Below are 18934 nucleotides of genomic sequence, written 5' to 3'. Positions count from 1 at the left end.
TGTGCCGCGTGCGAGCTATGGGAAAAGCATCAACGTCCCGGACGCAGTTCGAGGCTCTCCAGCCCGGCAGCGAGGTTGACGCCGACCTGGCCCTGCACGCTCAGCGGCTGCAATGCGATCGTGTTGTCGGAGCCGCCGACCAGCACGTTGCCGCCGACGCCGACGCCGAGCGTCGCACTGCCCTGCGCGCCGGCGTAGTCGCCGGAAAGAGCGGCCGGCCCGAGCCGCGCCACCGGCGCATAGACGCCCCAGGCCAGCGCCGATTCCTGCGTGATGCCGAGGTCGATGCCGACTTTACGGATGGTGGCGATGTAACGGTCCTCCGGCACGCCGTCGACGCGCAGCACGCAACCGAGATTGGTCACGGAACCGACGATGAAACCGACGCTTGCGCCGCCGCGGCATTCGAGGACGCCGACCTGCACGCGCTGGATCGGCTGCTGCGCATTGGCGCCGGCGATCGAGGCCGCCAGCGTGACGATGGCGGCACCGGCGAGGAGGATGAAGCGACGCATGTTGGGGAGTCTCCGGCTGAAAGGCGTGATGCGAGCAGAGAGCAGATCGGGCGCCGTGCCCGCGGCACCCGGGGTTTCCTATGCCATAACATCGCACACCGTGCCGGATTTGGACGGTTCATCCTCCGATTGTTGCCGGATGTGGCCGGCGCGACATATCCCCGCCAACGACGCTGCGGTCACCGCACAAAAAAGGAGGCCCGCTTTCGCGGGCCTCCTTGACTCAAAGCCGGTCGGCTTAGTGGTGGTGGTGATGATGATGGCGGCGGTGATAGTGCCGGCGCGGCCCGCCAACGCGGACGGGCACGAGGTCGAGGCCCGCGATGCCGGCTGCGACGTTGAAGCCGGCCTGGCCCTGCAGGCTGATCGGCTGCAGAGCATAGGCATTCTGCGGGCCGCCGAACATGAAGTTACCGCCGGCGCCGAGGCCGACCGACGCGTTGACGCCAACGCCGCCGTAGCTGCCGGTAAGCGCACCGCGCGGGACGACGGCGGTCGGCGCGCTCACCGCCCAGGCGAGCTGCGTCTGCGCGGTGACGCCGAGGTCGAGGCCGATACGGCGCACGGTCGCGATATAGGCCTCGGGCCGGCGGCCCTCGCTTTGGAATACGCATTCGAGCTGGGTGACGGAGCCGACGACGAAGCCGACATTCTGCCCGCCCTGACATTGCAGGACACCGGCCTGAACCGGAGGCATCGCGTTGGCGGTGGCGATCGGCGCCAGCAGCGCGAGCGTGGCGAGGGTGAGTGTCGTAAGTCGCATTTTATCTGTCTCCGCAAGATGAACTGAATTAGCGCGCGGACAGAATGGAAGCGTCGTGTCCAAAACAAGGCGGTTCGCAAAGATGCCGTCAAAACTTCCCGCGTGTGACCGGAAAGCCCGCGTGCTGGTGCAGGAACTAAGCAGGATGTGATTTGACAAACTGCTTTTACCGCTGCACGCGAGTCCAACGAGAACGCGCGCCAGCGCATTCCCGCATCATGTGCGGAAATGCATTTTCGTTCGAAAGCGGATTATCTCAGATTGCCGCAGAAGCGCTGGATGCGCTTGCAGGCTTCCTCGAGATCCGAGGTCTTGGTCGCGTAGGAGATGCGGAACGCCGGTCCGAGCCCGAACGCGGAGCCCTGCACCACGGCAACGCCTTCGCTCTCGAGCAACTCGGTGACGAACGTCTCGTCATTGTCGATCACCTTGCCCGAGGGCGCGGTCTTGCCGATGGTGCCGGCGCAGGACGGATAGACGTAGAACGCACCTTCGGGACGCGGGCATTCGATGCCGTTCGCCTGGTTGAGCATCGACACCACGAGATCGCGGCGCTCCTTGAACACCTTGTTGTTCGCGGGGATGAAGTCCTGCGGACCGTTGAGCGCCTCGACCGAGGCCCACTGCGCGATCGACGACGGGTTCGAGGTCGACTGCGACTGGATCGTCGCCATCGCCTTGATCAGCTGCGCCGGACCGCCGGCATAGCCGATGCGCCAGCCGGTCATGCAATAGGCCTTCGACACGCCGTTCACGGTCAGCGTGCGATCATAGAGCGCCGGTTCGACCTGTGCCACGGTGGTGAAGACGAAGTCGTCATAGACCAGGTGCTCGTACATGTCGTCGGTCATCACCCAAACATGCGGATGCTTGACCAGCACGTCGGTGATCGCCTTCAGCTCGCTGCGCGTATAGGCGGAGCCGGTCGGGTTCGACGGCGAGCACAGGATGACCCACTTGGTCTTCGGCGTGATCGCCTTCTCGAGATCTTGCGGGCGCAGCTTGAAGCCGGTCGACGCCGGGCACACCACCGGAACCGACTCGCCGCCGGCGAGCGCCACCATCTCGGGATAGCTGACCCAGTAGGGCGCCGGGATGATCACCTCGTCGCCCGGATTGATGGTCGCCATCAGCGCGTTGTAGAGCACCTGCTTGCCGCCGGTGCCGACGATGATCTGGTTCGGCTTGTAGGTCAGGCCGTTCTCGCGCGAGAACTTGTTGATGATGGCTTCCTTCAACTCAGGAATGCCGCCGACATCGGTGTACTTGGTCTTGCCGGCCTCGATCGCGTGGATCGCCGCCAGCTTGATGTTGGCGGGCGTATCGAAGTCTGGCTCGCCGGCACCGAGGCCGATGACGTTGCGGCCCGCGGCTTTCAGCGCGCGCGCTTTGTCCGTGACCGCGATCGTCGCGGAAGGCTTCACACGGTCGAGCGCAGCGGACAGGAAGGCCATGATCATCTCCGGGCAAACGTCGTGAACCGGCGGCCACGACTTGATCTGAATGGGATCGCTGCACACTAAGCCGGTCGCCGCTGCATCGCAAGAAGCTTGGCAGCAAAGTGCGAAACTTTCGCGCGATCGCTCACGGCATGCGCAACATTCCGAAAATTCCGGGCCCAATCGGCTCACATCTGGCAAGGTCTGCGGCGAGCGGCTCGGGCTCGTCGCGAACACACATCGCCACGCGCATCAACACGAATTGCACCGAGGATGCCGCACCCGGCGACGTTACGGCATCCATGGGGCTCAAGACGGGCTTCAAGATCGGCACGTCCTGAGCGCGTTAATATTTGCGAGCACAACTCGTCTAGCGCTGGATCTGACCGACCTCGCCAACTGCCGCGAGTGTCGCGCAAGCGTGATCCGAGTTGTTCTGACGTGTTGATAGAATCGTTCTGCACGTGTGCAGTGCGGTAGACGTTTCGACTTTTTCCACGGTCCAGCACTTGCGACACACCCGTATCGGCATCATTGTTTAGGCGCGTTGCGGTGTGACAGGCCGCGCAGTCTTCGAGCGTTCCGTCTTCCCGATCGAGTGAACCCCGACGCAATGTACAAGCTCTATTCGATGAAGCGCTCCGGCAACAGCTACAAGGTTCGCCTGGCGCTGGCCTTGCTGAACACGCCGTACGAAGCGGTCGAGATCGACATCCTGCGCGGCGAGAGCCGGACCCCGGAATTCCTGGCCAAGAATCCGAGCGGCCAGGTGCCGCTGCTCGAAGTCGCCGAAGGCCGCCACCTCGCCGAGTCCAACGCCATCCTCTGGTATGTCGCGATCGGGACGCCACTGGCGCCGGAATCGCGGGTCGAGCGCGCCGAAGCGCTGCAATGGATGTTCTTCGAGCAGCACGCGCTGGAGCCGAATATCGGCGCGGCCTATTTCTGGCTGTCGCTGGTCAGGGGCGGCCGGGACCTGCAGACCCATGCGCTGGAGGACTGGATGGAGCGCGGCTATGCGGCGTTGCAGGTGATGGAGAACCACCTCAGGGGGCATGCCTATTTCGCCGCCGAGCAGTTCACGGTCGCCGACATCGCGCTGTATGGCTACACCCATGTCGCCGACCGCTGCGACTTCGACCTTGCGACCTTCCCGGCGATCCGCAGCTGGCTCCGGCGGGTCGAGCAGACCCCCGGATTCGTCACCATGGAGTGGCAGCCCGGAACCGAGATCGAGGCCCCGGCCCGCCTCGTCGCCGGCGCCTGAACAACGGGGATAGCGGGAAAACCGCCCAAATAGCGGGCAAAACTGCAATCCCCGCCGTTTTTTTGCCGCTTTCCCGGCTATCGCCGCCGCAATATTGCCGGCGACGACCGTCAGATTTTCGCGCTGTGTCGCGGGTGATTCGCCCGCGCCCCGAAGGATTTAGACCATGAGACGGTCGTCCGGCACGGCAGGCTTCCACGGCCGCCTTGCCCCAGTGGCATCGACCCGACTGACCAATGCGATCGCCGCGTCGCTCGCGATCGGCGCGCTGACGCTTTGCCTCGTCGTCGCGCTGACCGTGCTGTCGAGCAAGATCGCCATCGCGATGCCGCTCGCGATGTAATCCAGCATTTTCCGGTTGGGACCTTTGCGCGGCAAGGCGCGGTGGAGACAGCGCGGCTCGACATGATGAAGACACCCGTCGGACTTGTAACCGTGACGTTGGCGGTCGCGATCCTGCTCGCGGCATCGCTGCTGATCGTGACCGGCACGCGAGGCAAAGACCGCGCGCATCCGATGCGCATCATGACGCCTGCCGGCAAATGACGTGCGGATGTGCATATCATTTGATTTGAAAGCAGCGAAAGCTCGCGCGACCGCCGCAGCCACGCCTTAACGCTCAGAAGGGAAATGCCGGCAGCGTTGCGGACCTGTCGTCAAACTGCGGCCCTATTCTCGGACAGGAAACGAGAACGGCCATGCGGTTCGACTGGCGTACAATTTCAGGTCCGGCTCTGACGGCTGCCGCAGCGCTGACGGCCTTCCTTGTCGATCGTTATGTGATCGCCATGCCCAATCCGGCGCCGCTGTTCGTCTGCATCGTCGCGCTGGCCGCCTCCGCCAGTGGTATCACCTCCGGTCTGATCAGCGCGGTAATTGCAGTCGCGTCCTCGGCGCTGTTCTTCCTCGATCATCGCGCGATGCCCGGTTACGACGCCTCGGACGTGTCGCGGATGCTGATGCTGGCTGCGACCGCCGCCGGCACCGCCTTGATCACCGGACTGCTGCGGCAAAAATGGATCGATGCCTTTGCCGCCGATCAGCAACACCACGCCACTGCGACCCGGCTTGCTGCCGCGCTCGATCAGGTCGAAATCGGCATCGTGCTGCTTGACGCCGACACCCGCGCCGAATTCATCAACCGCGCCTTCCGCGAATATTTCGCACTCTCCGACGCGCAGGCCGACGCCAAGCCGCCCTTCATCGCGCTGATGTATCACGGCCGCGACACCGGTGCATGGGAGCTTCCCGAGGACGAGATGGGAGCGTTCATCGCCGAGCGCACCGAGAAGATGCGCGCCGGCGATTCCACGCCGATCAACATCAACCTTGCCGACGGCCTGGTGCTGCGCTTCAGCTGCACCGCACTGCCCGACGGTGGGCGCATGCTGAGCTATACGCCGGTGACGGATTTGGTGCGATACACCGACGATCCCGACAAAGCTGACTACTACCGCTCGCTGCGGGGCGACGGCAAGCGCGCCCTGGCGCCGCATCTGCGCGCGGCGGAGTGACGCCGGGCATTCCCCGCAATTGATCCCGCACGATCCGGACGATAAAACGGTGCCGGCTGTTCGCGCGCATCACTCACCGCAGGATCACTCATGTCCGACGACGTCAGCATCCGCTTCATCACCCGGCAGGACTACGCGCAGTGGCTTCCGTTGTGGGACGGCTACAATGCGTTCTACGGACGGTCTGGGCCGACGGCGCTCGCTCCCGAGATCACGGCGGTGACGTGGCAACGCTTCTTCGACGCCTATGAGCCGGTGCACGCGCTGGTCGCCGAGCAGGGCGGCAATCTGCTCGGGCTGACGCACTATTTGTTTCACCGCTCGACCACGGCGATCGAACCGACGTGCTATCTGCAGGATCTCTTCACCAACGCCGCCGCGCGCGGCAAAGGAATCGGCCGCGCCCTGATCAACGGCGTCTACGCGCAGGCGAAGCTCGTGGGATCGCCGCGGGTCTACTGGCAGACGCACGAGACCAACCACACCGCGATGCAGCTCTACGACAAGGTCGCGGAAAAGCCCGGCTTCGTCATCTACCGCAAGGTGTTCTGAGCGCGCCTTCGACGCGTTGTGGATAAGCACAAATGTCACCGGCGCGTTACAAAGCCCGGCTAGGTTTCGCCTTGCGTAAGATCAGGCCCCCCGTCTCGGATCTTCGCCCCGAGCGGTCCCAGTCAGTCGCCGCGTCTGACCGGGACCGCTTTTTTCTGCGCTATCGCCATGCGCCGCACGCGGCCGGAGCGCACCTTGCCGGGCCCAGGGCCGCGCGTCACAATGCGCCGGCCTTGCTCCTCCCACAGGCTTGCTCCTCCTACAGGATTGACTCATGGAAATTCGTAACCTCGGCGGCTCCGGCCTGCGCGTGTCCGCGGTCGGTATCGGCTGCAACAATTTCGGCCAGCGCACCGATCTGGAAACCTCGCGCAAGGTGATCCACAAGGCGATCGATCTCGGCATCACGCTGTTCGACACCGCCGACATCTACGCGGGCATGGGTGGCTCGGAAACCGTGCTCGGCACGGTGCTCGGCGACCGCCGCAAGGACATCGTGCTCGCCACCAAATATTCCAAGCCGATGGCGACCGACGGCACCAAGCAGGGCGCCTCGCGCCGCTACATCATGTCGGCGGTGGAAGCGAGCCTGACCCGGTTGAAGACCGACTACATCGATCTCTACCAGCAGCACGATTACGATTCCCTGACGCCGATCGACGAGACGCTGCGCGCGCTCGACGATCTCGTGCGCTAGGGCAAGGTGCGCTACATCGGCAATTCGAACTTCCCGGCGTGGCGCATCGCCGAGGCCGAGTACGTCGCGCGCGCGATGAACGTCGTCCGCTTTGTCTCCTGCCAGGACGAATACAGCCTCGTGGTGCGCGGCATCGAGAAGGATCTGCTGCCGGCAGCAACGGAATACAATCTCGGTCTGCTGCCGTTCTTCCCGCTCGCCAGCGGGCTGCTCACCGGCAAATATCAGCGCGGCGCCGCAGCCCCCGCCGACACCCGCTTTGCGAAAGCGCCGGCGCTGAAGGACCGCTACATCACGCCGCGCAACGAGGACATCGTCGAGAAGCTGCAGGCCTTCGCCAGGGAGCGCGGCCACACCATGCTCGAGCTCTCGTTTTCGTGGCTCGCCGCGCGCCCTCAGGTCTCGAGCGTCATCGCTGGCGCCACCCGGGTCGAGCAGGTCGAGCAGAACGTGAAAGCGATCGGCTGGAAGCTGAGCGCGGACGAGATGGCGGAGATCGACAGGATTACGAAGTGATAGTTATCGCGAAGGTGTAACCACCATCGTCGTCCCGGCGAAAGCCGGGACCCATAACCACAAATGTGCGTGGTTATCTGTGCTGTGGCTCCAGCGCCTTCCAACAACATGCATCGGTGGTAATGGGTCCCGGCTTTCGCCGGGACGACGGCGTGGTTGGAGTTCTCGCTTACGCCACCAGCCCCTTCATCGGTTTCACCGGCGCGCTGTCCGGGAACACCGTCTCCGCCAGCGCGCGTTCGCTGACACCGAACTGGTCGTGCAGCACGCCCTTGAGCACCGCGCGCAGATCGGTGGTCGGTGCCAGGTCGCGGGCCTGGTAGAGATTTGCGACCTTCAGGCCCGGCCAATCCGTGATCATCCGGCCGCCCTTCACCGCGCCGCCGGCGAGCAGCGCGATGGTGCCGGTGCCATGGTCGGTGCCTTCGGTGCCGTTGATGCGCGCGGTACGGCCGAATTCGGTGGCGACCACGATCGCGGTGTCGCGCCAGCGCTCGCCGAGGCCGCTCTCGAATTCCGCCAGCGCGCCGTCGAGGCCGCCGAGCAGTTGCGCGAGACGGCCGACCGGACCGCCCTCATTGGCATGGGTGTCCCAGCCGTCGAAGGCGAGCGCGCCGATCCGCGGGCCGTCATCGGCCGCCATCAGTTTGGCCGCGCCGCGCGCCACCAGCCGCATCGCGGCCGCGCCGCCTCCGCCGGGCTTCGGCTTCATGTCGTCACCCTGCGCCTGCTTCTCGAGCTGCAAGCCTTGCGTCAATGCGCTCGCCAGCGCCGGATCACGGTGCTGATAGAGATCGAGCAGCCGCGTCGCGGTGTCGTCGGCAGCCTGCGGCAGCGCGACCGGCGCCCAGCCGACGGTCGGCGCGGCACCGCGCAGCACCAGCGGTGTGGTCGGACCGACCGCAAGCGCGCTCATCACCCGCTCGCCTTTCGGCAGCGCCTCCGACGCGCGGTTGAGCCAGCCGGACTGCACCCGGCCCGGACCGGCAAAGCCGCTTTCGAGCACGTCCTGCCCATCAAAGTGTGAACGGTCGCGATAGGAGGTCGCGACCGCATGGACCACCGCGGCCTGCCTGGCGCGATACATCCGCGCGAACTCCGGCATCGCCGGATGCAGGCCGAAGAACGGATCGAGCATCACAGCAGCATTCGGCCCGTCGGCGTGAAGCGCGATCGCGCCGTGCAGGCCGGCATAATCGGGATCGCCGATCGGCGCCACGGTGGCGAGACCGTCGAGCGCGCCGCGCAGGATCACGATGACGAGCCGGGGATCGCGGCCGTCCGCGGCGCGCGCGAATTTCGGCAGATAAGCCCAGGCCGCAAAGGACGCGCCACCGAGCAGCAGCGCGCGGCGGGACGCCGCCTGCGTCATCAAGCTCTCACAGCATTCCATCGTCACCTCCTCTGGAATTCCGGCGACATCAACAACAGCGCCAGCGCCTGCTGGCGCGATTCCGCGCGCTCGATGGTGCGCCGCGTCTCCGCCGAGGCGGCATCCGCGGCGACCAGTTCGAGCAGGTCGCGCGGATCGAGCCGGTCCGCGAGCTGGGAGGCAACCTGCGCGGAGATATCGAGCCGCAGCTTGATGCCTTCCGGCGCCGCCCAGGCCGCGCTGGTATCGGGAAAGCCGTTCGGTCCGGCCGGCGACCACAGTGGCTGGCCGAGCACGTTGAGGCCGTTAAGATAGCGGCCGGGATCCTCAGGATTGCGCGCCAAGAGGCGGCCGGACGCCACCAGGAATTCGTAGGGCGAGCGCATCTTGGTCAGCGGCGCCTGCCAGGCTTCGCTGGAATCGACCAGCGCGCCGGCGAGTGCCCTGAGGTCGCCATTGGTCCTGGTGAAGACATCCTGCAGCCGCGCCACCAGCGCGGGTGGCGGATCGTCGGCGACGAAATGGCGCGCGAACTTGGTCGCGATGAATTTGGCGGTCGAGGGATGCCGCGCGATGTCCGATAGCACCGCCTCGCCCTGCGCGACGCCATCGGGCGGATAGCTCTTGCCCAGCACAGACTGCGCGCCAGGCTGGTGCGCATTGGCGTTGAACACGAAGGTGCCGGGTGTGCCGAGCTGACCCTGCCGTCCGGCATAGGTCCACCCGGTGATGATGCGCGCAAACGACGTCACGTCGTCCTGGGTGTAGCCGCCGCCGACGCCGAGCGTATGCAATTCCATGATCTCGCGCGCGAGATTTTCGTTGAGACCGCGGTGGCGGTTGATGCCGGCGCGCGACTCCGGGCCCAGCGATTGCTGGTTGTCGAGGAAGAACAGCATCGCCGGATGCTGCTCGACCGCCTTCAGCATGTCGGTGAAGCGGCCGAGTACATGCGGGCGGATCGCCTCGCGCTCGAACGCGCCGGCCCACATCCGCGCCAGCGGACCCTTGTTGGCCGAGATGCAGAAGTGGTTGGACCAGAACACCACCAGCCGCTCGGCGAAGCCGCAATCGGCGATGGTCGCGCGCTGCAGCCGCGCCAACGCCTCGGCGCGGAACGTCTTCTGGATAACGTTGAGCGGCTGTGGCGGCGGCTTCGGCGGATTGACCGCGGGCTGCGTCGCACCGGCCGGCGTCATCGCTGCGTTGGCGTTGTCGGCCGTCTGCATCGCCGGATCCTTGGCCGTGATCTCCTTGGCGATGGTGGAGAGCGACAAATTGCGCCGCTGCGGCATCGGGTCAGACGAGGATTGCGGCGGCGTCTCGGTGGCGGCGGGTTGCGCCGCCTTCGCAGCGTCGCGGGCCTGCTTGATCTCGAACTGATAGTCGAACACCTGCTTGCCGAGCGCCGCCGTCGAGAGCAGGCTAGGCACTTCAAGCAATGCGCCATCGGGGCGCGAGAGTTCGGCCTTGACGAACCCACGCGGGTCGGAGGCCGCATTGATGAAATCGCCGGACGCGCCGCCACGGGCGCCAAATCCGAACCGGTTGAGGGCAATCAGCGCTGCTTGCGAATCGCGGGCCATTGCAGTGTCCTTGGCAACGTCCTTGGGGAATTCCCCCGGCGGCATATCCCGGCTATATGATTTGCGATCATAGCGCGGTTCGAGATGAACCCCGGATTAATTCCAGCATTAAATCGTGGTTAGAATGTTCCTCTCGTCATGACAGACCGTTCCGAACAGCCTTCGCCTCGCCGCCTTGCTTGCGCGAGCTGCGGCACCGAATTCTCCTGCACGCTCGGCGGTCCCTGCTGGTGTTCCGACGAGAGTTTTCGCCTGCCGATGCCGAGCGACGGCGGCGACTGCCTGTGTCCTGCATGCTTGCGAAAACTGGCGGAACAACACGCAAGCGTGAGTGCCACGTGAGCGAGCCATGGACCGTCGACGCCGTGCTGCTCGACATGGACGGCACACTGCTCGACACCGAGAAGGTCTACTTCGACAGCCTCGTCGCGGCGCTGACTGCATTCGACTATGGCGAAGACGCCGTCGCACTCTGCCATTCCATGATCGGCCTGCCCGGGCCGGTTTGCGAGACGATGCTGCTCGATCGCCACGGCCCGACATTTCCGATGGCTGAGATCAATCAGGCCTTCATCCTCAATCGCGATCGAATGTTTGAAGCTGGCCTGCCGCTCAAGATCGGCACGCTGGCACTGCTTGATGCGCTAGCGGCCGCGAATTGTCCGATGGCGATCGCGACCTCATCCTCGCGGCGCACGGCCGAGCGCCATCTCACGCTCGCCGGAATCCGCGAGCGCTTCGACACGGTGTTGACCCTCGACGATGTCACGCACGGCAAGCCAAACCCGGAACTCTATCTGAAGGCCGCGGCCCGGCTCGGCGTAACGCCGCAAGCTTGCGTCGCGGTGGAAGATTCCAACCATGGCGCCGCCGCGGCCCATGCCGCCGGCGCGATCACGCTGATGGTGCCCGACATGGCGCCGCCGACGGACGAGACGCGCGCAAAATGCGCGGCGGTGCTGCCGGACCTCAATGCAGTGCTGGCGCTGCTGCGGGGGCGTGGGGTGCTGACGCGCCGTTCGAGCTAGCCGTCATTGCGAGGAGCAGAGTGCGCAGGGTGGGCAAAGGCGCAACGCGCCGTGCCCACCATTTGACGCCGCGCTCACGAAGGTGGGCACGCTTCGCTTTGCCCACCCTACGACGTCGCTTCGCTCGCAATGACGCAAAACTACCGCACCACCGCCGCGGTCTGGCCGAACAGCAGCTTGCGCTCCTCTTCGGTGCGGTTCACGGGCTGGCCGAAATTCGGGTTGACCTCTTTCGCCCTGGCATAGGCGCGCATCGTGGCGGGACGCTGGCCGATGGTCTCCAGCCAACGCTTCAAATGCGGGAAGTCGTCGATCTCCTGGCCCTGGTTCTTGTACGGCACGACCCAGGGATAGCTCGCCATGTCGGCGATCGAATAGTCGCCGGCGATGAATTCGCGGTCAGAGAGGCGCTTGTTGAGCACGCCATAAAGCCGGTTGGTCTCGTTGACATAGCGATCGATCGCGTAAGGCAGCTTTTCCACGGCGTAGTTGCGGAAGTGGTGGTTCTGGCCGGCCATCGGCCCGAGCCCGCCCATCTGCCAGAACGTCCACTGGATCGCGTCATAGCGGCCGTAGAGATCATCAGGCAGGAATTGTCCGGTCTTCTCGGCGAGATACAGCAGGATCGCGCCGGACTCGAACAGCTGTAACGGCTTGCCGCCGCCCTTCGGCGCATGATCCAGGATCGCGGGAATGCGGTTGTTCGGTGCGACTTGCAGAAACTCCGGCTTGAACTGATCGCCCTTGCCGATGTTGACTGGAAAGATTTTGTATTCGAGCCCGGTTTCTTCGAGAAACATCGTGATCTTGTGGCCGTTCGGCGTGGACCAGTAATGGAGGTCGATCATGGGGACGATCCTGCGTTGGGAGCGCGCATGCGCGTGCGTCGCGAAAGAAGATGCGATTGCATGAACCTGCGCGCAAAGTCCCCAGCGAGTCAATGGCAGCCACCTCACAGCGCGCGAATGTGATGACGCGGCCGATGCGGCCGCGGCCATTCGCTATTCCCGTTTCGTCAATGCATGCGGCCGTGCTGGCGCAGGAACCGCTCGCCGACCTCCGTCACCATCACCCGCAATCCCTCGACCGACGGACGACGCGCGACATAGCCGCGGTCGACGGCGTCTTCCCAGATCGTCAGCCGCGGGCATGAGGTGCGCCAGGTCTCGATCACCTCGGCATAGGGCCGCGGTTGGCGCGCGATCCATTCCACGAGATCCAGCACCAGGGCATCGGTTGTCTCTGCCATCGAATGTCTCCCTCAACGTCCAGAGCATGATCTTCCCCTTCTCCCCGCCTGCGGGGAGAAGGTCGGGATGAGGGGGAGCCTCCGCGAGGGAGGTTGCCGTTGAACTCGCGGAGAGTCCCCCTCACCCGGATTGCATCTGGCGATGCAATCCGACCTCTCCCCGCAAGCGGGGCGAGGTGAAGCGACCGCCGATTCATTCCGTGGTGCCAATATTTCTGCGCCGCTTGGACGCCCGGCACAAACTGAGTTATCTTGCTCCGGCATCAGTTTTCCTGAGGGTGGTGAATGCGGCGGCTGCTGTTTCTCAACGGGATCAAGGCGTTCGAGGCGGCGGCGCGGACCGGCAGTTTCGCCGGCGCCGGCCACGAGCTCAACGTCACCGCCGCCGCGATCAGCCGGATGGTGCATCTGCTGGAAGAACGGCTCGGCGTGGCGCTGTTCGAGCGCAAGGCGAACCGGCTCATCACCACATCAGCCGGCCGCGCCTATCAAAGCGGGCTGACGCCGATCTTCGACGCGCTGGCGAGCCTGACCGCGCAGGTCACGGCGTCGGCCAGCGCGCGCGTGCTCACCGTCGGCGTCGGGCCGACCTTTGCGATGAAGTGGATGATCCCGCACCTCGCCGAATTCCGCAAAGCGGAGCCCGACATCGAGGTGCGCATCACCACCGGCGGCATGCAGGCGCCGTTCGGCGACGACTGGAGCTGCGGCATCCAGCTTGGCGATGGGCAATGGCCGGGCCTGGTCGCCGAGCCGCTGTTCGCCGCCGATCTCTTGCCGGTGTGCACGGCGCGGCTCGCCAACGGATTGAAGCGCCCCACCGACCTCAAGGGCCCGAGCCTGATCCGCGTCGCGCATTCGCCCGACGACTGGCCGTCATGGCTGAAGGCCGCCGGCGTGCCGCGCGTCACGGCGCGCGGACCCGAATTCCAGTTCTACGGCCAGGCGCTGCAGGCCGCGGTCGACGGGCTCGGCATCGCGATGGGCATCCGGCCCTATATCGACGACGACCTCGCCGCCGGCCGGCTGGTGGCGCCGTTCGCGCTCAGCGTGCCGAAGGGGATGCGCTGGTACCTGGTCTATCGCGGCTTCCACACCGATCAGCGCGACTTCGCCGCGTTCCGCCGCTGGATCATCCGCGCCGCGGCCGAGCCCGCCGCCCGCCGCAAGGGGGCGCACAATGCCGGTTGAGCGCGTCGACACGCTGGTGATCGGTGGCGGTCAGGCCGGCCTCACCATGAGCCACCGGCTCAAGCACCGCGGCATCGATCATCTGGTGCTGGAGCGGCATCGTATCGCCGAGCGCTGGCGCAGCGAACGCTGGGACGGATTGACGTTCCAGTTTCCGAATTGGTCGGTGCGGCTGCCGGAGTTTACGTTTCCGCACAGCGATCCCGACGGCTTCTCGGCGGTCGGTTTAATCGTCAAATTCATCGAGGATTACGCGGCCTTCGTCGCGCCGCCGATCCGTTGCGGCGTCGCGGTGACCCGGCTGCGGCGCGAGGACGGCGGCGGCTTCGTTGCCGACACCACCGACGGCCGCATCGCCGCCCACAACGTCGTGATCGCCACCGGCCCCTATCAGCGGCCGCTGCGCCCGGATTTGCTGCGCGACCATCCCGGCCTGTTCCAGGTCCACGCCAGCGGTTACAAAAATGCCGCGCAGCTTCCCGACGGCGCGGTGCTGGTAACAGGCGCCGGTGCTTCCGGTGCGCAGATCGCCGAGGAGCTGCGGCGCGCCGGCCGCCGCGTCTTCCTTTCGGTCGGACGCCACCGCCGCCTGCCGCGCCGCTATCGCGGGCGCGATCTGTTCTGGTGGCTGGCCGCGATGGGCATCGACCAGACGCCGGTCGAGGAGCGCGGCCCGGTGCGCCTGCTACCCGTCATATCCGGCGCCGATGGCGGCCACACCATCGACTTCCGCCGCTTCGCCGCCGACGGCGTCACGCTGCTCGGCCGCGTCACGGCCGCGCGCAACGGTGTGATCGCGATCGCGCCCGATCTGGCCGAGAGCATCGCCAATGGCGACGCGGCTTACATGACGTTCCTCGGCGTGGTCGATGACTACGCCAGGGCACGCGGCCTCGAAGCGCCGGATGACCCGGCTGCCCGCGCGCGATTGCCCGATCCGCCCTGCCTTACGGAGCCGTTGCGCTCGCTCGATCTCGGCGCCGAGGGAATCAATAGCGTGATCTGGGCCACCGGCTACGGCCTCGATCTCGGTTGGATCGAAATACCGGTGCTGGACGCGAACGGCGATCCCAGGCACCGCAACGGCATCTGCGAGGTACCGGGCCTCTATTTCCTCGGCCTGCAATGGCTATCGAAGATGAAATCCTCGTTCCTGTCTGGCGTCGGCGACGACGCCGCTGATCTGGCCGATCACATCGCGGCCAGGTCCTGATAATCGGGCGCTGACACTTGCGGAAATCTCCCGCAGCGGCGGTCGACCTCTCCCCGACGGGGAGAGGTAAAAACGCTGCTCCGCACCAAATAAACCCGACGCTGTGTGAGGTCGTTCACACTTGGCGTCCCACGCGCGTGCTTCGATCCGCGAGGCTGGAGATTTCGAGGTCGCGCATGATTTACAGCGGATATGAAATCACGTCGTTTGAAGTGGGAAAAGGGCAATGGCACGCCAGGATTCAACGTACCGATCTAAGGCCGGTCGTCATCGATGGCATTTCGTTTCCGATGCTCGACATCGGCTTTGCGTGGTCCGATCGGGATGCGGCGATCACGGACGCGAAGACGCAGATCGACCGGTTCCAGCAGCGCAATGGCAAGACAATGTCGTCAGCCCAGGCTTCGGCCTGATCGGCAATGCCGTTGTAGCCGTCGTCGCCCGATGCGAACCGGGCCCGGCGCCGTCGTCGCAGATCAGGACCCACTGCCCGGACTGCCAGGAAGAACTCGCCGTGCTGCGCGTCATCCCCGGCCGCACCGCCGAATACTGGACCCTGCAGTGCGATGGTTGCGGCGCGATCCATCTCGATATCGTCGACAAGCCGCGGGCGTGAGCCGATCGAGCCACGGCGCGGAACCCCTCCCCGCTCGCGGCCCCCGACACCTCGCCCCGCTTGCGGAGAGAGGTCGAAATTCGCGCAGCGAATTTCGGGTGAGGGGGTACAGGTCTCAACATCAATCTCCGGATTCGCGGATGAAGCCCCTCACCCTGCCCTCTAAGAGCGAGCTTCGCTCGTCTCGACCCCGTAAGAACGGGGCGAGGGTGCGAGCGGCAAGCTTTGCTGACACCTGCTGACAGCACGATCGCGCACTCGAGTCCCCGCCCCCTTTGCCCTTTTCTCGCTGCCGGACTCGCCCCATATTCGGGGCATGGCGAAGACACCAAGCACTCCGAAAAAATCAGGCAAAACCCCGAAATCCAAAGCGCCAAGTTCTAAGGCGTCGCGGCCCGACGTCCAACCGATCGGACCTGCGCTGGCCGAGCTGCTGAATCCCGCGATCAATCGCGGCGACGCCGGCATGGGTTCCGGCACCGGATTGCAGCCGCCGCCGGATAATTCCTGGGATCGCCGTGCTGGCGGCGAGGCCGCCGCCCATCGCGCGCGGGCGTCGACCCGTGGAACCAGTGAGGATGTCGCCAAACGCGATGCCACCGGTCTCGAGGAGGCGCCGCAGGCCAATTACGGCACCTCGGCCACGATCCCGACCCTCGACCCTGAACTGGCGCGGCAGCTCGGCCTGCCGACCGCGGAGGATGACGACGAGACGCTGGCGCGGCCGCCGCGCAGCAAGATGGAAGCGTTCGGCGTCAAGGCGACCGCGGACGCGCTGGAGAATTTGATTCGCGACGGCCGGCCCGAGTTCCGCAGGGACGACGGCTCGACGCAGGTGTGGACGCCGCACCGGCCGCCGCGCCCGGAGAAATCCGAAGGCGGCGTCCGCTTCGAGCTCAAATCATCGTACGAGCCGAGGGGTGACCAGCCCACCGCGATTGCTGAACTGGTCGAGGGCATCAACCGCAACGATCGCACCCAGGTGCTGCTCGGCGTCACCGGTTCGGGCAAGACCTACACCATGGCCCAGGTGATCGAGGCGACGCAGCGCCCGGCGCTGATCCTGGCGCCGAACAAGACGCTGGCCGCGCAGCTCTATGGCGAGTTCAAGAGCTTCTTCCCCGACAACGCCGTCGAGTATTTCGTCAGCTACTACGATTACTACCAGCCGGAGGCGTACGTTCCGCGCACGGATACGTACATCGAGAAGGATTCCTCGATCAACGAGCAGATCGACCGCATGCGCCATTCGGCGACCCGCGCCCTGCTCGAGCGCGACGACGTCATCATCGTGGCGTCGGTGTCGTGCATCTACGGTATCGGCTCGGTCGAGACCTACACCGCGATGACCTTCGCGCTGAAGAAGGGCGAGCGCATCGACCAGCGGCAATTGATCGCCGATCTCGTGGCGCTGCAATACAAGCGCACCCAGGCCGACTTCACCCGCGGCACCTTCCGCGTCCGCGGCGACGTCATCGACATCTTCCCGGCGCACTATGAAGACCGCGCCTGGCGCGTGAACCTGTTCGGCGACACCGTGGAGAATATCGAGGAGTTCGATCCGCTCACCGGCCACAAGCAGGATGAGCTCGAATTCATCAAGATCTACGCCAATTCGCACTATGTGACGCCGCGGCCGACCCTGGTGCAGGCGATCAAGTCGATCAAGAGTGAGTTGAAGCTGCGGCTCGATCAGCTCAATGACCAGGGTCGCCTGCTGGAGGCGCAGCGGCTGGAGCAGCGCACCACCTTCGATCTCGAGATGATGGAAGCCACCGGAAGCTGCGCCGGCATCGAGAACTATTCGCGCTATCTAACCGGCCGCCGCCCCGGCGAGCCGCCGCCGACGCTGTTTGAATATGTGCCGGATAATGCGCTGGTGTTCGCCGACGAGAGTCACGTCACGGTGCCCCAAATTGGCGGCATGTTCCGCGGCGACTTCCGCCGCAAGGCGACGCTTGCTGAATACGGCTTCCGCCTGCCCTCCTGCATGGACAACCGCCCGCTGCGCTTCGAGGAATGGGACATGATGCGGCCGCAGACGGTCGCGGTGTCGGCAACGCCGAGCGGCTGGGAGATCAACGAGGCCGGCGGCGTGTTTGTCGAGCAGGTGATCCGCCCAACCGGACTGATCGATCCTCCCGTCAACATTCGCCCCGCACGCACGCAGGTCGACGACCTCGTCGGCGAGGTCCGCGCCACCGCGCAGGCGGGCTATCGCAGCCTGATCACGGTGCTGACCAAGCGGATGGCGGAAGACCTCACCGAATATCTGCATGAGCAGGGCATCCGCGTCCGCTACATGCACAGCGATATCGACACCATCGAGCGCATCGAGATCATCCGCGATCTTCGCTTGGGTGCATTCGACGCGCTGGTCGGCATCAATCTGCTGCGCGAGGGCCTCGACATTCCCGAATGCGCGCTGGTCGCGATTTTGGACGCCGACAAGGAAGGATTCCTGCGCAGCGAGACCTCGCTGATCCAGACCATCGGCCGCGCCGCGCGCAATGTCGACGGCAAGGTGATCCTCTATGCCGACCAGATGACCGGTTCGATGGAGCGCGCGATCGCCGAGACCGACCGCCGCCGCGAGAAGCAGGTCGAATACAATACGGCCCATGGCATCACGCCGGAGAGCGTCAAGAAATCGATCGGCGACATCCTCAACTCGGTCTACGAGCGCGACCACGTGCTGGTCGAGATCGGCGACGGCGGCATGGCCGACGATGTCATCAGTATCGGCCACAATTTCGAGGCCGTGCTAGGCGATCTCGAAACCCGGATGCGCGAAGCCGCCGCCGATCTGAACTTCGAGGAAGCCGCGCGGCTGCGCGACGAGGTCAAGCGCCTGCGCGCCACCGAAATGGCCGTGGTCGACGACCCCACCGCGAAGCAGCGCACGGTGCAGGGCAAGGCCGGCGCCTATGCCGGCACCAGGAAATACGGCGACGCCGCGAACCTGCCGGTCGCCGCGCTGAAGAAGCGCGGTGGCAGTTCTCCCTCGCCCCGTTCTTCACGGGGTCGAGACGAGCGAAGCTCGCTCTTAGAGGGTCGGGGTGAGGGGCGCCCCTCGGGTAGTGCCAGTGGCGGCTCAAAAATCCACAAACCCCACCTCGACGAGATGCACGGCCCGGAGTCGCTGCCTTTCCGCGACGGCGGCGCGCTGCCCGCCAAGCCGTTCGGCACCACCAGCCGGATCATCCAGCCGACGGACTCGCGGCAATCAGGGCCGGAATTCGGGCCGTCGCCGCGGAGCAGCGGCGGTGCGCCGGGGAAGCGGGGTGGGTGGAAGAAACGGTGACCTGTGACGCGCCCTGCCAACATTATGTTGCCGAAAGATCGGGGTCGTCGCATGCGCTTGGATAATGTTCGCAACTGGTTGCTACGTATTTTGTAGCGACATCCAAGGTGTG

At 65.4% G+C, this 18934-nt stretch carries 18 protein-coding genes and 1 pseudogene; 12 read left to right on the top strand and 7 right to left on the bottom strand.

Annotated elements, in window-relative coordinates; genetic code table 11:
* Positions 1–29: 29 nt before the first annotated feature.
* The 3 genes from ACP2YO_RS06935 to ACP2YO_RS06925 all read right to left on the bottom strand — a co-directional run bounded on the left by ACP2YO_RS06935 (position 30) and on the right by ACP2YO_RS06925 (position 2732).
* Positions 30–515, bottom strand: coding sequence for a DUF992 domain-containing protein (locus ACP2YO_RS06935; protein WP_426440191.1), 486 nt, complete (start codon positions 513–515; stop codon positions 30–32).
* 238 nt (positions 516–753) lie between these two features.
* Positions 754–1278 (bottom strand): DUF992 domain-containing protein, encoded by a 525-nt coding sequence (locus ACP2YO_RS06930; RefSeq protein ID WP_426440190.1) that lies wholly within the window; start codon positions 1276–1278, stop codon positions 754–756.
* A gap of 251 nt (positions 1279–1529) precedes the next feature.
* Entirely contained in the window at positions 1530–2732 is a 1203-nt protein-coding gene (locus tag ACP2YO_RS06925; protein WP_426440189.1) for a pyridoxal phosphate-dependent aminotransferase, read from the bottom strand.
* A 137-nt stretch (positions 2733–2869) separates the two neighbouring features.
* On the opposite strand from ACP2YO_RS06925, the gene ACP2YO_RS06920 reads away from it, so the two are divergent.
* From ACP2YO_RS06920 to ACP2YO_RS06890, 7 genes and pseudogenes are all read left to right on the top strand, one after another.
* A complete protein-coding gene (locus ACP2YO_RS06920; protein ID WP_426440188.1) occupies positions 2870–3058 on the top strand; it encodes a hypothetical protein in 189 nt (62 codons plus the stop codon).
* Between the two features lie 272 nt (positions 3059–3330).
* Positions 3331–3984 carry a glutathione S-transferase family protein gene (locus ACP2YO_RS06915; protein WP_426440187.1) on the top strand — a complete coding sequence of 218 codons (654 nt, stop codon included), beginning with the start codon at positions 3331–3333 and terminating at the stop codon, positions 3982–3984.
* Positions 3985–4150: 166 nt separating this feature from the next.
* Positions 4151–4327 (top strand): hypothetical protein, encoded by a 177-nt coding sequence (locus ACP2YO_RS06910; RefSeq protein ID WP_426440186.1) that lies wholly within the window; start codon positions 4151–4153, stop codon positions 4325–4327.
* Between the two features lie 62 nt (positions 4328–4389).
* Positions 4390–4530, top strand: a complete 141-nt coding sequence (locus ACP2YO_RS06905) for a hypothetical protein (protein WP_426440185.1) — start codon at positions 4390–4392, stop codon at positions 4528–4530.
* Positions 4531–4682: 152 nt separating this feature from the next.
* The gene (locus tag ACP2YO_RS06900) at positions 4683–5498 is read left to right on the top strand and encodes a PAS-domain containing protein (protein ID WP_426440184.1); all 816 of its coding nucleotides are present in this window, start codon (positions 4683–4685) and stop codon (positions 5496–5498) included.
* 90 nt (positions 5499–5588) lie between these two features.
* Positions 5589–6050 (top strand): N-acetyltransferase family protein, encoded by a 462-nt coding sequence (locus ACP2YO_RS06895; RefSeq protein ID WP_426440183.1) that lies wholly within the window; start codon positions 5589–5591, stop codon positions 6048–6050.
* Positions 6051–6324: 274 nt separating this feature from the next.
* Positions 6325–7263: pseudogene (locus tag ACP2YO_RS06890) on the top strand (aldo/keto reductase).
* Between the two features lie 169 nt (positions 7264–7432).
* Here the strand turns inward: ACP2YO_RS06890 and ACP2YO_RS06885 are convergent.
* Together ACP2YO_RS06885 and ACP2YO_RS06880 are read right to left on the bottom strand one after the other, a co-directional pair.
* Positions 7433–8635: a DUF1501 domain-containing protein gene (locus ACP2YO_RS06885; protein ID WP_426440182.1), complete on the bottom strand. Its 1203-nt coding sequence runs from the start codon at positions 8633–8635 to the stop codon at positions 7433–7435.
* A 23-nt stretch (positions 8636–8658) separates the two neighbouring features.
* Positions 8659–10221 carry a DUF1800 domain-containing protein gene (locus ACP2YO_RS06880; protein WP_426440181.1) on the bottom strand — a complete coding sequence of 521 codons (1563 nt, stop codon included), beginning with the start codon at positions 10219–10221 and terminating at the stop codon, positions 8659–8661.
* Positions 10222–10559: 338 nt separating this feature from the next.
* Here ACP2YO_RS06880 and ACP2YO_RS06875 point away from each other — a divergent pair, with 338 nt between their 5' ends.
* Positions 10560–11249 carry an HAD family hydrolase gene (locus ACP2YO_RS06875; RefSeq protein ID WP_426440180.1) on the top strand — a complete coding sequence of 230 codons (690 nt, stop codon included), beginning with the start codon at positions 10560–10562 and terminating at the stop codon, positions 11247–11249.
* A 140-nt stretch (positions 11250–11389) separates the two neighbouring features.
* Here ACP2YO_RS06875 and ACP2YO_RS06870 read toward each other — a convergent pair whose 3' ends face one another.
* Positions 11390–12097, bottom strand: a complete 708-nt coding sequence (locus ACP2YO_RS06870) for a glutathione binding-like protein (RefSeq protein ID WP_426440179.1) — start codon at positions 12095–12097, stop codon at positions 11390–11392.
* Between the two features lie 167 nt (positions 12098–12264).
* Positions 12265–12498: a hypothetical protein gene (locus ACP2YO_RS06865; protein ID WP_426440178.1), complete on the bottom strand. Its 234-nt coding sequence runs from the start codon at positions 12496–12498 to the stop codon at positions 12265–12267.
* Between the two features lie 285 nt (positions 12499–12783).
* Between ACP2YO_RS06865 and ACP2YO_RS06860 the strand changes: the two genes are divergently transcribed.
* The 4 genes from ACP2YO_RS06860 (at position 12784) to uvrB (ending at position 18822) form a co-directional block, all read left to right on the top strand.
* A complete protein-coding gene (locus ACP2YO_RS06860; RefSeq protein WP_426440177.1) occupies positions 12784–13689 on the top strand; it encodes a LysR substrate-binding domain-containing protein in 906 nt (301 codons plus the stop codon).
* Positions 13679–14902, top strand: coding sequence for an NAD(P)-binding domain-containing protein (locus ACP2YO_RS06855; RefSeq protein WP_426440176.1), 1224 nt, complete (start codon positions 13679–13681; stop codon positions 14900–14902). The genes ACP2YO_RS06860 and ACP2YO_RS06855 overlap by 11 nt, the downstream gene beginning before the upstream one ends.
* A 176-nt stretch (positions 14903–15078) precedes the next feature.
* On the top strand, positions 15079–15315 hold the full coding sequence (locus tag ACP2YO_RS06850) for a hypothetical protein (protein ID WP_426440175.1): 237 nt from the start codon (positions 15079–15081) through the stop codon (positions 15313–15315).
* Positions 15316–15834: 519 nt separating this feature from the next.
* Positions 15835–18822: an excinuclease ABC subunit UvrB gene (gene uvrB / locus ACP2YO_RS06845; protein ID WP_426440174.1), complete on the top strand. Its 2988-nt coding sequence runs from the start codon at positions 15835–15837 to the stop codon at positions 18820–18822.
* Positions 18823–18934 lie beyond the last annotated feature (112 nt).

Origin of the sequence: Bradyrhizobium genosp. P (assembly GCF_049949265.1) — a bacterium.
Taxonomy (GTDB): domain Bacteria; phylum Pseudomonadota; class Alphaproteobacteria; order Rhizobiales; family Xanthobacteraceae; genus Bradyrhizobium.
The sequence above is the reverse complement of the archived record's forward strand: the minus strand, read 5'-3'. Positions and strand labels throughout refer to the sequence as shown.